We start from the raw sequence: 13025 nt of genomic DNA on the forward strand, positions 1-13025 counted from the left end.
TCTCATTGGGTTAAATTGATCGAGGATAGAATTATTTTCCACTATGGAGCTATCTTATATTTTCTTTACTTTAAATGGATTGATAAATTTTTGATCTGAACCTTTATTCTCAAATACTTTAGTAGAGTTTAATTCTATTAGATAGCTAATTCCTGATTCTTATCTGATGGATCAGGAATAATTGGAATCTCAAGGCCTTTGGATTAGATCCAAATGAACAAGGTGTTTAGGTGTAATTATGGCTACTTTTCCAACCAGAAAAAAACAAGTAAAGGGGAATGTGCTTATTGATATCAGATCGAGGAAATGTAACTGCGTAAATCCAAAATTAGACGACTTGTAATTTCAGTATAGATATGGAAGTCAGGATAATATAAATGATTCATGGTTGAATTTTTATAAGCGGTAAGTTAGTGTTAAATAAGAGACTGATAATTTCTGGAAAGTAATTTTCTTTGTTGTCCAAATCTTATTCGTTTAAGTGTCAGTATTACCACTAATTCTTCTCGTTTTTTTAATCCAGGTCCAAAAAGTGGATTCAGATCCAACTCTGAACCTAATTCAGAAAATTAAGGAAGCTGGCCAAGATTCCACAAAATCTGCATTGCTCCTCGATCTGGCAAAAAGCTATTATGCTAAAGATCAGGATACCGCATTATTGCTTTCAAGGCAAAGCTTGGAAATTTCTCAAAGGGAGGACATTCAAGTACTTCAAGCTTCTGCCCATAATTTGATCGGGGTTTGTTATTTGATTAAAAGTGACTTTGAAAAATCCCTTGAATCCCATTATCAGGCTTTGAGAATACGGGAAAACCTTGCTGACTCGGTAGGGATTATGGAGTCCCATTTAAATATTGGAAACAATTATTACCGATTAAAAGACTTATCTCGTGCAGTGGAGGAATATAAAATCTCTCTTGAATTTGCCTTAGCCTTGAATCATGAAAAGGCAATGGGCTTACTTTATAATAACTTAGGAAGCTATTATAGAGATGTGTGGAAATCCTTTAATCAAAAGGAAGATTTTGATTCAGCTATGTATTACCTGGAGAAGTCATTGGTTTATAAGAGCAAGTTTGGAGATGAGGGTGGAGAAACACAAACTCTGATTCAGCTATCTGATTTATATGAAGAAAAGGGTGACTTGGAGCATTCTTCGAGACTCATTTCCCGTGCATTGGAGTTAAGTAGAGCAAACAATAACAGTGAAGGAATTCTCTCTTCTTTAAACAGGCTCTCGACTTCCAGCAGAAGACAAGGGGAGCTTAGAAAGGCCATAGAATACTCCAAAGAGGCATTTCAGCTTGCCAATGATATCGGCTCTCCTTTCCAGATTTCCATTGCTGCGGATCAACTCAGTTCCCTTTATGCAGGACTAGGGGAATTCAGAAATGCCTATGACTATTTATTGATTACAGATCAATATTCGGATACCATTTTCCAAGACAGCAGGGAAAAAATAAGGGAAGAACTTTCTTCTAAGTATGACAGCGATAAAAAAGAACTTGAACTTCAAAAACTGGCCAAAATGGAGGAAATGGCGAGTTTGAAAATAAAACATCAAAAGGAATTATTGATAGTTTCGTTCTTTGTCGCTATAATTTTATTGGGATTACTTTTTCGGCAATTGAAACTCAATCGAAAAATTTCCCTGACAAATATGAAATTATCTGAAACCAATGAGATTATTAGGGTTCAGTCTGAGGAATTGGAAGAATCAAACAGGTTCAGGGAAAAGCTGTTTTCGATTATTTCCCATGATCTGAAATCTCCTTTATCCTCCTTGACAAGTGCGCTGGAATTATGGAAAACAGGTGATCTGGAGAGTGGGGAGATGGATTATATTCTTTCGGTGATTTCAAAAGAGACTTCTAATACATCCACTTTGCTGGATAACATTCTGACCTGGGCCAGAACCCAGATGAAAGAAAATCAAAGCAATTTTAGTCAGGTTGCAGTCTATCAAATCATTGAGGAGATAAGAAATATTTATCACTTGCAAATCCAACAAAAGGAGATTGAATTTTTAAATCTGGTCCCAGAATCTACAACCTTCTTTTCAGATCCTGATCGACTGACTTTAATTCTGCGGAATCTGATTTCAAATGCCATTAAATTTACAGAAGCAGGGGGGCAGGTGAAAGTTTCATTGGACGAGGATTCTATTTTGGTACAGGATAGCGGGATAGGAATGGATTATTTTCAAATCAAAAATATTTTTGCAAGCAAAGTTTCAACAGAAGGGACCAAGGGAGAAAAGGGAAGTGGAATCGGATTGATGCTGACAAAGGACTTTGCGGATAGTATCGGGGCAGAAATTAAAGTGGAAAGCGCAAAAGGGGAGGGGACAAGATTTGAATTGGTCTTTACCTGATAAAAATAGCTCCTGTTCCCTTTCAGATTCCGTCTACTTCCATAGCTAGATTAGTTACATGAAAAGATTCCAGGTTGGCATATAGGGGAGGGAAAGCGAGATTTCCATCATTTCAGTGGCAGAATCATCATACATTTCTTCCAGATACTTTCTTCCCAATCTCTGTTTAGGCTATGCTGATACGCATAGAAATAGATCAGGTATCCGAGATAATACAGGCAAAAACAGCCCGGCAGAATTATGAAAGAGAGTATTCTCACGGCCTAAATCTACTGATTAATCCATCCTTTATTTATTATATAGGCTTGGATTTTAAACTATTTACGCAGGTTTTGATCGACTAAAACAAGCCTCCTTTCTGCCTGTTTTTTTCCTTTGCGCGATAGCGGACACTTTTGTCCGAATGATGAAGGAATATTTTTGCCAAATGTTGCTATATGGGCTAATTTGAAGGCTTTTCAATGGCATGGAAATAGTCAATCCTTAATTTAGGGTATCGCTGTGATGACTGAATTTTAAAATTGTTATGCTACCTCAAAACTTATCTATTATCGCTGCTTTGTATGCTTTCAAATTACATTAAAACAACCTTTCGCTACCTATGGAGACATAGGCTTTTTACTTTTCTCAACATTCTGGGACTGGCAATCGGGATATCTGCCAGTTGGGTTATTTATAGAATCGTAGATTTTGAGTTTAGCTATGATACTGATCTGGTAGAGCAGGGAGATGTCTATAGACTGGTTACACATGCGGTGTATGATGCGGAAGAATCTATCTATGGCGGAGCTTCCTCCCCAATCTATCAGAGCATCAGGGATGAAGTTCCTGGAGTGGAGCTGGTCGTACCTGTTTATGGACAATGGGTTGACCAACTCGAAGTACCTAGGGCTGATCAGCCTGCTCTGGTGTTTGAAGAGCAGGAAGGAATTGTAGCGGTACAACCTTCTTATTTCAATCTGAAATCATATACCTGGTTAGCAGGAGATCACAGCATTGCGTTTGAAAATCCTGAAAATGTAGTGCTGACTCAGAGCAGGGCAGCATTGTATTTTCCGGAAACGAAAGTTGAAGATGTGCTGGGAAAAGTATTGGTGTATGATGGAGAGATACAGAGGACTGTTTCAGGGGTAGTTAAAGATCTTGATTTGCCCAGTGAATTCAATTATCAGGAATTTGTCTATTTACGCCCGCAGGTGTACCCCTTGGATGCCTGGACCAGTACCAATGGAAGTGATAGAATATACCTCCGGCTTCATCCAGAGGCCAAGGTAGGCCAGGTGTTGGAACAGATTAATGAACTCTCCCAAGCAAAATGGAATGAATTCAACTCTCGGCGAGATGAACCTTTAAACGTTAGCAAATGGTATTCGCTTTTACCGATGGAGGAATCTCATTTCTCAACCCATGTGAAGGAATATGGAGTGCGCAAGGCAAGCAAACCTGTGCTTTATAGTCTGGTTGGAGTGGCCGGCTTCTTATTGCTACTGGCTTACATAAACTACATTAACCTGAGCACTGCCCAAATCCCGCAGCGCACCAAAGAAATCGGGGTCAGAAAAACTTTGGGAGGGAGTAAATCACATTTGATCGGACAGGTGATCTCTGAGACTTTTGTCACGGTGCTGATCTCGGCTTTGGTGGCTTTCGTGATGACCAAACTCTCTTTTTCACTTTTGGAAGGTCTTATTCCAGAGGGGGTGGTTGAGTATACCAATACCCTTGGGGTCGTGCTGTTTTTCCTGTTGATCCTGGGTTTGACTACCTTTCTTTCCGGTGCCTATCCCGCTTGGTTGATTTCCACGATGCAGCCGATCGGCATCATCAAAGGCTCTGCATTTCAATCCCTTGGAAAAAGTAGGTTGACCCTACGGAAAGGACTGATCATATTCCAGTTTACCATTGCCCAGGTATTTATTGTTTGTGCCCTTTTTATCGGGCAACAATTGTCTTTTACCTTGAAGAAAGATATGGGCTTTGATAAGGAAGCAGTAGTCCTGGTTCAAATCCCATGGAAAATCCAACGGGACAGCACACTGAATCAAAAAATAATAACTTTTTCCGAAGAGTTGAAAAAGGAAAATGGAATTCAGCAAGTGTCTATGGGAAGAGAACCACTCTCTGCAGGATATTCTTCCAGCCCCTTCAGATTTGAAAAGGACTCTGTTGCGGATAAGGTTGAACAACAACTTTCCATCAAATGGGTGGATACCACTTACATTCACCTTTACGGGATGGAATTGATTGCCGGCCGTAATCTTCGGGATGCACAGCAGGTCAATGAATATGTGATCAATGAAACTGCAGCCAGGAATTACGGCTTCCAAAATCCTGCGGACGCCGTCGGGAAGTTAATCGGTAAAAGAGGTGAGGGGCTTTTACCGATTGTCGGGGTGGTCAAAGATTTTCATACGCGTGATTTTTATTCCAAAATTGAGCCTATTGTATTGATGTATCAGCCTGAGAACTTTGGGACAATCAATATCAAACTGGATACTGTTGATCCGGCACAATGGCAAAAAACACTGGCAAGTGTAGAGCAGAAATGGTACTCCTTTTACCCTCCGGAAACGTACGCTATGAAATTTTATGATGAGACAATCCAGTCCATGTATGAACAGGAGCGGAATATGGCAAAACTGATCAACCTGGCTACCGGTATTGCAATTTTGATCAGTTGCCTGGGCTTATTCGGCCTGGCCTCCCTGACCGCCTTTCAGCGGACCAAGGAGATTGGGATCCGAAAAGTATTGGGGGCAAGCTTAGTAGGTATTGTAGCCTTGTTGTCCAAGGATTTTGTGAAACTGGTGCTTATAGCAATTCTGGTAGCCACTCCTTTTGGCTGGTGGTTTACCGAAAAATGGCTGCAGGATTTTGCCTATAAAATTGAGCTGCACTGGTGGGTGTTTGCTTTTGCAGGATTTCTTGCCTGTTTGATTTCCTTTGCGACAGTAAGTTTCCAATCCATAAAAACAGCGCTGCTAAACCCTGTCGATAGCTTAAAGAATGAATAGTTTGAATGAAATGGGGTTTCTAGTCAGCAAAGTCTGAAACAGCTTTTAAGGATTAAATCTCTAAGTATTTTCCTGCATTTTATAATCCTATTCTTCAGAAATGCCATTTAGTATTTATGATTGTCCCAATTGGTTATAATTGACCATACTGGCTTTATTTTTACTTTAACATCCTATCCAGAATGATCAGCCTGTCTTTTGGAATAGGTAAGTTTAAGGTCATAAAACCAATGGTATCCCAAAAGATGATTGGATGGTACCAGTAATTGCAATGAAACATCGAGGAATGCAGGAACAAAATCCACCTATTTCCAAAGGAAATTTGACTATACCGAGCTGTGGAAATCAGTTCTGAGGAATAAAGTTTGGAACATGTAATCGAACCAATGAGCAAATTCATAAATTCGGCCACAGTGGGGTTTTAAACCTGTTGAACAGGAAGCATTTGACTTTTCTGTGACTTTAGTAAACTTGAAAACAATGAGCTAAGAGATGTTCAGACATCAAGGAAAAGGGAGAACATTTAGACATAACCTTAGGGTTGCGACTTTGCTGTCTTTTGTTGCAGGGGTCGTAAATGTTTCAGGTTTTCTGGCAATAGGACGACTGACTACCAATGTGACAGGTCATTTTGCATTTTTTGTTGATGAGGTTTTTAAGCTGGAATTTTGGACAGGATTGGTCTATTTCCTTTTTATATTTTTCTTTTTATTGGGGTCTTTTGTTTCCAATTTATTGATTGAGACTTTCTCCAGAAATGACTTGGGATTTCCTTTCGCATTTCCTGCTCTGATAGAAGCGCTGATCTTGTTTTTAATAGGGTTTTTAGGATCTTCTGAGAGTTTGGATCCAAATGTTATTGCCTACAGCCTACTTTTTTCGATGGGACTTCAAAATTCATTCGTGACGAAAATATCGAACTATACGGTGAGAACCACCCATCTAACAGGTCTTTTTACCGATTTAGGAATTGAATTGTCTCAATTGTTTTTTTACAAGGGGATTGATCAACGGCATCAACTTCTAAAATCAATTAAGTTACGTTTGTCCATTATCGGCTTCTTTTTTCTGGGAGGCATTTGCGGCGGTATTTTTTACACCAAGTTTGGACTGTTGGTATTGTGCATTGCCTCTTCCATTTTGATCATTGGACTGGTTTATGATCATGCTAAATTTCGATTCATTACCTTAAGACGAAAATTTAAATTGGGAGGATTGAAAAGCTGACAAAAAACTCTGGACGAAGCAGTAGGAAAGGATCATTCTATATCCCGAGTAGTTTGATATGCTGAATACCTGGTGTCATACTAACATCAGAGCCTTGATTTCCTCTTCCTTGTCATTTTCCATCAAAATCATCTTCAGCCTTTAATTCAGTTTCTCCATAGGGCGTTATGAATTTGCCATTCCTTTTCACCAAAACGATCAAACAGGAACTCGGGAATCCTAGCTCCAGAATTTGGTCACCCTCAATGATGCTGTTCTGCGGTATCTGGAATTCCAGAATGGTATTTTAAAGTCATCGGAAAGTTCTAAGTCCAACATCGATCTTTTCTTTAGAGAGGCCGGGAGAGACAGATGCAAAAGTTTTGCAGCCAATGGGAGGGTGGTGGCTTGGATAGCAACCGAGGCAAGCACGATTGAGAATATAATCTGAAATATTACTGCTGATTGCTTAATGTTGGCAATATTTCAAGAAAGAGCTTTTAAGACCTGGTTCGTCAACGTGAAACTGAAGATCATGAATCTGATGAGCAAAGGCAAAATCTCCAAGCTTGAACCCGTTTTGTCTGAGTGTAGAATAGGCAAGTAGTATCCAGAACCCTTGGGTAAAAGATACCCCTTGGACTGAGACAGTGTCTCCCAAAGGAATTTCTTATTCGATCTTGCCAGGTTTTTTTAGTGACCGTTCGCGACCGTTCTTGATCGTTTTTGTACAGATTAGGAACGGTAATATGCCTTGATTCTGCTTAAATAAGCTCAATAAATGTTGGCACGAATATTATTCCTACATTTAGATAATATTATTCAACTATGAGAAAGTATCATTTGGGTGAGTTCGAGGAAATTGTAATGCTGACGGTGGGCATATTGAACAACAAGGCATACAGTGTGGCCGTCAAAGATGAAATTGAATCGAGATTGGAGAGATCAGTAAGTATGGGAGCATTGCATACTGCCTTGAATAGGATGGAGGAAAAGGGGTATCTGAAGTCTTATTCCGGGGAAGCCACGCTCGAAAGAGCAGGTCGTCCCAGAAGGTATTTTGAGATCACTGCACTGGGCATGAAAGCTCTTCGATTGGCAAAAGAAAGCAGGGATGGGCTTTGGGCTGCCATTCCTCAGTCTATATGGAATTCATCATACGCTATGGATCAGTTATGAAAGAATCCAGACCTTCACCTCCAAAAACTTTCCTGGCTTTTTTTCAATGGTTTTGCCATCCCAGAATGCTGGATTACATAGAAGGAGATCTACTGGAAGTTTACCAGTCCAATTATAAAAAACTGGGAAAGCGAAAGGCAGATTGGAAATTTATTCTGGACGTTCTGCTGCTGTTCCGACCAGGAATTATCCGTCCAAGGACTCAACCTCAACATTTTATTCTTTTCGGTATGTATAAAAATTATTTTAAAATCAGTTGGAGAAACCTGCTTAAAAATAAGCAATACAGTCTGCTTACCATAGCCGGGCTTTCCCTCAGTCTTGTCATCTGCATCCTCATTTTTGGATTTATCAAGCTTCACCTTTCTTACGACGATTTTCATACCGATAAGGACAAGATTTACCGGGTTGTCACAGAATTGCGAAGCACTACAAATTCACATTCTGGCGGTGTTCCCACACCCTTGCCGGTACTTATTAAGGAAAGGGAATCCTTTGCCCAAAAAGTAATCAGGACATACTCGGCGCCCAATGTGCGGATTACTGTGAGCGATTCAAACGGTGCACATCATTACAAAGAGGCTGAGGGAGTTGTTTTTGCTGAACCGGATTTCTTTGATGTGTTTAATTTTCCGTTGAAAGCTGGGAGCGCCAAATCCGCCCTGTCCAATCCCAACACGGTGTTACTCACCGAAGAACTGGCACAGAAATATTTTGGTGAGGAGAATCCCATAGGGAAGTCCATCCTTTTGGATGGGGAATATGAACTGGCAGTGGACGGAGTACTTCAGGATATTCCTGCTAACACGCAATTCAAATCCGGTATTTATGTCTCCTTCAGCAGTTTTAAAACCTACATGCCTTGGCTTTCGGACGATGGTTTTTGGGGTGGTATTTCTTCCGGAATGCAGTGTTATTTAGTGTTACAACCACATGTCTCACCAAGGGAAGTCGAAGATATCCTGTCGGACTATACGGAGAAATACCCAATAGGAAGTTCAGATACAAGGGCTTATTATAGTCTTCAACCGCTATCTGACATTCATTTTAACAGCATGTATGGGGGAACCATGGAAAGATCGAGCTTGTGGATTCTGACAGCGATCGGGCTTCTTCTGTTGGTTACTGCTTGTGTGAATTTTGTCAATCTGGCAACAGCAAGAGCACTGCATCGAAGCAAGGAGGTTGGGGTGAGAAAAGTAATGGGTGGACGAAGCAGTCAGCTGTTTTGGCAGTTTATTTTTGAGACTGCACAAATCAGTCTGCTGGCAATACTGGTTGCCCTGATCGGTGCTTATTTAGTAATACCGATGGCGAATGCCAGGTTTAACCTGAATATAGGTCTTGGGGTATTTTCAGACAGGTATTTTATTTATTTTTTAGGAACGCTGTTTTTGTTGATCACAATTTTGGCGGGTAGCTATCCTGCCATTGTTATGGGACGGTTTAAGCCTATGGCGGCCCTGAGGGGAAAGTTCTCCTTACAGAATCTTGGTGGATTTAATACCAGAAGGGCTTTGATCGTCGGGCAGTTTGTGATCGCCCAGGTGATGATTATTTCTGCTGTGGTAATCATGGGACAAATGGACTATGTGCTGGATGCCCCTTTGGGCTTTGATAAGGATGCCATCGTAATGGTCAGCATGGGGGATGATTCCAGGCAGAATAAAACTGCTTTAAAAAATGAATTGGTAAGGATTAAAGGGGTAGAGCAGGTGTCTTTGTGCAATGATGCACCTGCTTCGGAAAATGGCTGGATGACCAATATTCAATTCGGGGATCAAACAGAAGAGTTGGATTTTCTGACCAACATGAAAATGGTAGATGAAGACTACCTGTCCACTTTCGGATTGACCTTGGTTTCAGGTAGAAATCTTACCCATTCAGATTCTGTCCGTGAAATGCTTGTAAATGAAGCTTTACTTCATCGACTTGGAGTTCCTTCTCCCGAAGAAGCTTTGGGAAGGGAGATTACGGCCAACGGGGGTAATATGAAAGGAAGAATTGTGGGGGTTGTCAGAGATTTTCATGGCAATTCGTTTCACGAGCAAATCAGTCCGACTCTCCTGACATCAGACTTGGGGTATTATGAGTCTTATGCCATCAAACTCAACATGGAGGATTCCAAAAGTACCCTGGCTGAAATAGAGGAAGTTTGGAAAAGAGACTACCCGAATCAACCTTTTGAATTTGAATACCTGGATGATCGCATTACCCGGTTTTACCAAAATGAGGCGACCACGCTGAGTGCTGTTCAACTGTTTACCGGGATAGCCATTCTGATAGGAGCCATGGGACTTTATGGATTGGTTTCCTTTATGGTAGTTCAGAAAACCAAAGAGGTAGGAATACGGAAGGTTATGGGGAGCAGCTCCCTTGAGATTATTTGGATTTTCGGCAGGGAATTCACCCGTCTGATTCTACTTGCATTTATAGTTGCCGCCCCGGTCGGTTGGTTCCTGATGAAAAATTGGCTTGAGAATTTCGAGTTCAAAATACAACAGGGGCTTGGTCTTTATATTCTTACACTTGGATTCACCTGTGTGATTGCTGCGGTCACTATTGGTTATCAGACTATCCGTGCAGCCAGTGTAAACCCTGCGAATAGTCTCCGGTCCGAATGAGCATCCCGAGTATGGGATAGTTGATTGGCTTTGTAATTGAATGATAGAGGCTGTGAAACCGGAGTGGGAACCAAAACCTATCGCTTGGTGGCATGAATTTATGTTTTGACGGCTGCTTTGATCGTATTGTGACGGTTTGGCTAATTCACGCTGTACTTCAAAACCCAAACCCTTGTTCGGGAAGGTACATCATCCGTTCGCACATGAACAGCCTACTGGCAACAGTTCTTCCTTTGGTATCCGGGAGCAGAACAATCTCAAATAAAATCAATTGGTAGTTCCTCTTTGGCTTTCGAAAAGTACTTTGATAGCTAAGTCAATCAATTTCTAATCATAAACCCTTTTCAGTTTTGTTTAAAGTAATCAGTTATATCCTCGGGTTGGTGGTAGTTGGATACCTTTCCTTTCACTACCCGCTTTTCGCCTTTGTCTTGTTGGCTGTGTTAGGTCTGATCCTGATCTATGTTTTGATAGCAGCTATTGTCAGGTTACTCCGTAAAACCATCCACGGAAAATGGTTCTATGTTCCGTTATCACTTATTGGTATGATTCTTTTCGGATTGATCATAAGCCTGATGGCACCCCTTGAGGAACCTGTTATACACACGGGGAATGCTTCTGAGGAACTGGCCTATGCATATCAAATGGATCAGGGTGACCGCAAAAACCTGAAGTTTTTTCTGGGTGCTTACCGGTCTACCATGAAGGAGCGGGACAGCACGCGATTGAATCAGGTGATCCAATTGATCAGAAATGACAAACAGGATGGAGGGATGGACAGCTTTCACGCCGCGTTTGTGCTGCATCATAATCCTGCCCGCGACAGTACGCTTTACCGACAGGCACATAACCTGGCAAAACAGGCAGCCTCAGAGCCATCCCTTGCTGACAATTTCCAGGTTCAGTGGCTATCAAAGGCCACCTATGACCGATGGATGCTTTCGATTGGCAAAGAACAAAAGTATGACACGCAGGGTGGGGTGAGTTTCGAAATAAAGTAATGCCTGCCATGCATTAATTCATGAGCGGTGATTTTTCTTGGGACTTATTTTGAAAGAGAGATAGCCTAAGAGAATGGCGAATAACCCGACTATAGGAAGCTGATAAGCTTCCAAGCCAATTACAACTGATAAATAGCCAAATCCTCCCAGTACTATTCCTGTAATAAATGCGGGGAAAATCCAGTGGCTGAAAATCGGTTTGTTCATCAAGGTTCTAAATTGGTATAAGAATAAGTTTTAAGTTGATGAAATTACTAATTTCGCTAAGACAGGGCAATAGAAATCAATGTTTTGGAAGTCAAAACAGATGAACGATGGGGGGGTTAAGCCTGAGACCTCTTGGAATGAACTGAATAAACGTTGGTAAAAAAACTGGAAATCATAAACAAGCATGTTGTTCGATAACCTGGAATATATCAGTATAGATAAACAAACAACGGATTTTCCGAAACATTTTCATGAAACATTTTGTGTTTCGCTGATCCATAGCGGAATTGAGCAAATTGATTTTGAAAGCCAAACTCTCTATAGCGAAAAAGGCAGTATTTCAATTGCCAATCCCTATGAAATACATTCCAACCCATTGATAGATAAAGACTCCCAGCTGAAATTCGATACTGTTTATATTTCCAGTGACTTAATGAAATATGTGTTAAATGGGCGAAATATCACATTTATAAACAAGAAACTGACCAGTGAAAGGGTAAATCAGCAATTTGCGCAGTTAATCGATGCTTTAGCCAGTAGAAACCCTAAAGCAATAGCGTCTTTACTTGAAAAGTTAATTGGGGCATTAAAATTTTATTCCTGCGAAAATGAACAGGTTTACGACGGGAATTTTATTCGTGATTTTAAAGAAATCAACAGCTATATAGAAAAAAACATCGAAGAAAGATTTTGCCTGGATGAGCTCTCAAAAATGGCTAATATCAACAAATATGGGTTTGTCAAAAAATTCAAAGCATCCACGGGAATGACGCCGATGAACTATATTCTGATGAAGAAAATATTTTCTTGCAAAAATTTAATTCATCCACATTTGGAGCTCACAGAGTTGGCTTATCGGTACGGTTTTTCTGATTTGCCCCACTTCTCCAGGACATTTAAAAGCTACGTGGGCATATCCCCTAAAAACTACCAGTCCAATCTTATTCAAGATTCATAATTGCCAATATTGTACAAGTGTATCCTTGGGCAGGGTCTTAAATTTGGGGAAAAATTAATACGAATGAAACGTATAATTTACTGCTTAGCTTTCCTTTTCACCCTTTCAAATTACCTTTTTGCCCAATCCATAGATGATCCTTTTTCGAAGGAGCGTATGAGAAAAGATCTGGAAGTCTTTAAAAATATACGGGTTAAAGCAAATTCAGGACTCTACAAGTATCGATCTGAAGTTCAAATAGATAGCATTTACCTTTGGGCAGAAAATGAAATCGATAAATCAGCTACTTACCTTGACTTCTATAACATCATTTGTCAATTGACTGATTTTGAAGGCAGTCTTCATAATGATACAGGTTTACCCGACAAATACCTTAGGTTTGTCAGATAGCAAAAAAGAAGGATTTGGATTATAATTGAAGTCCTGTCAGCGACCCAGCGACAATTTTAGGTGTAAGAGACC

10 protein-coding genes are annotated in these 13025 nt (G+C 40.5%); 8 read left to right on the plus strand and 2 right to left on the minus strand.

Going from position 1 to position 13025, the window contains the following annotated elements:
- Window positions 1–532 precede the first annotated feature (532 nt).
- The 3 genes from FHS59_RS07360 to FHS59_RS07370 all read left to right on the plus strand — a co-directional run bounded on the left by FHS59_RS07360 (window position 533) and on the right by FHS59_RS07370 (window position 6615).
- Window positions 533–2374 carry an ATP-binding protein gene (locus FHS59_RS07360; RefSeq protein WP_184494439.1) on the plus strand — a complete coding sequence of 614 codons (1842 nt, stop codon included), beginning with the start codon at window positions 533–535 and terminating at the stop codon, window positions 2372–2374.
- 563 nt (window positions 2375–2937) lie between these two features.
- Entirely contained in the window at window positions 2938–5388 is a 2451-nt protein-coding gene (locus FHS59_RS07365; protein ID WP_184494440.1) for an ABC transporter permease, read from the plus strand.
- A gap of 492 nt (window positions 5389–5880) precedes the next feature.
- A complete protein-coding gene (locus FHS59_RS07370) occupies window positions 5881–6615 on the plus strand; it encodes a YoaK family protein (protein WP_184494441.1) in 735 nt (244 codons plus the stop codon).
- A gap of 112 nt (window positions 6616–6727) precedes the next feature.
- Here the strand turns inward: FHS59_RS07370 and FHS59_RS23600 are convergent, their stop codons facing one another.
- Window positions 6728–6895, minus strand: a complete 168-nt coding sequence (locus FHS59_RS23600; protein ID WP_184494526.1) for a TrkA C-terminal domain-containing protein — start codon at window positions 6893–6895, stop codon at window positions 6728–6730.
- Between the two features lie 527 nt (window positions 6896–7422).
- On the opposite strand from FHS59_RS23600, the gene FHS59_RS07380 reads away from it, so the two are divergent.
- From FHS59_RS07380 to FHS59_RS07390, 3 genes are all read left to right on the plus strand, one after another.
- Window positions 7423–7773 carry a PadR family transcriptional regulator gene (locus FHS59_RS07380; protein WP_184494442.1) on the plus strand — a complete coding sequence of 117 codons (351 nt, stop codon included), beginning with the start codon at window positions 7423–7425 and terminating at the stop codon, window positions 7771–7773.
- Window positions 7740–10397: an ABC transporter permease gene (locus FHS59_RS07385; protein WP_184494443.1), complete on the plus strand. Its 2658-nt coding sequence runs from the start codon at window positions 7740–7742 to the stop codon at window positions 10395–10397. The genes FHS59_RS07380 and FHS59_RS07385 overlap by 34 nt, the downstream gene beginning before the upstream one ends.
- A gap of 350 nt (window positions 10398–10747) precedes the next feature.
- Window positions 10748–11398, plus strand: a complete 651-nt coding sequence (locus tag FHS59_RS07390) for a hypothetical protein (RefSeq protein WP_184494444.1) — start codon at window positions 10748–10750, stop codon at window positions 11396–11398.
- A gap of 18 nt (window positions 11399–11416) precedes the next feature.
- On the opposite strand, the gene FHS59_RS23140 is transcribed toward FHS59_RS07390, so the two are convergent.
- Entirely contained in the window at window positions 11417–11605 is a 189-nt protein-coding gene (locus FHS59_RS23140; protein WP_221444453.1) for a hypothetical protein, read from the minus strand.
- Between the two features lie 184 nt (window positions 11606–11789).
- On the opposite strand from FHS59_RS23140, the gene FHS59_RS07395 reads away from it, so the two are divergent.
- Together FHS59_RS07395 and FHS59_RS07400 are read left to right on the plus strand one after the other, a co-directional pair.
- Window positions 11790–12563 carry an AraC family transcriptional regulator gene (locus tag FHS59_RS07395; protein ID WP_184494445.1) on the plus strand — a complete coding sequence of 258 codons (774 nt, stop codon included), beginning with the start codon at window positions 11790–11792 and terminating at the stop codon, window positions 12561–12563.
- Between the two features lie 63 nt (window positions 12564–12626).
- The gene (locus FHS59_RS07400) at window positions 12627–12953 is read left to right on the plus strand and encodes a hypothetical protein (RefSeq protein WP_184494446.1); all 327 of its coding nucleotides are present in this window, start codon (window positions 12627–12629) and stop codon (window positions 12951–12953) included.
- Window positions 12954–13025: the final 72 nt, after the last annotated feature.

The organism is Algoriphagus iocasae, from assembly GCF_014206875.1.
Lineage (GTDB): Bacteria > Bacteroidota > Bacteroidia > Cytophagales > Cyclobacteriaceae > Algoriphagus > Algoriphagus iocasae.

Bases quoted from the DNA above. Each gene is read 5' to 3' on its own strand.
- FHS59_RS07395 (WP_184494445.1), top strand. From the start codon at position 11,790: ATGTTGTTCGATAACCTGGAATATATCAGTATAGATAAACAAACAACG.
- FHS59_RS07385 (WP_184494443.1), top strand. From the start codon at position 7,740: ATGGAATTCATCATACGCTATGGATCAGTTATGAAAGAATCCAGACCT.
- FHS59_RS07380 (WP_184494442.1), top strand. From the start codon at position 7,423: ATGAGAAAGTATCATTTGGGTGAGTTCGAGGAAATTGTAATGCTGACG.
- FHS59_RS07370 (WP_184494441.1), top strand. From the start codon at position 5,881: ATGTTCAGACATCAAGGAAAAGGGAGAACATTTAGACATAACCTTAGG.
- FHS59_RS07365 (WP_184494440.1), top strand. From the start codon at position 2,938: ATGCTTTCAAATTACATTAAAACAACCTTTCGCTACCTATGGAGACAT.
- FHS59_RS07400 (WP_184494446.1), top strand. From the start codon at position 12,627: ATGAAACGTATAATTTACTGCTTAGCTTTCCTTTTCACCCTTTCAAAT.
- FHS59_RS23140 (WP_221444453.1), bottom strand. From the start codon at position 11,605: ATGAACAAACCGATTTTCAGCCACTGGATTTTCCCCGCATTTATTACA.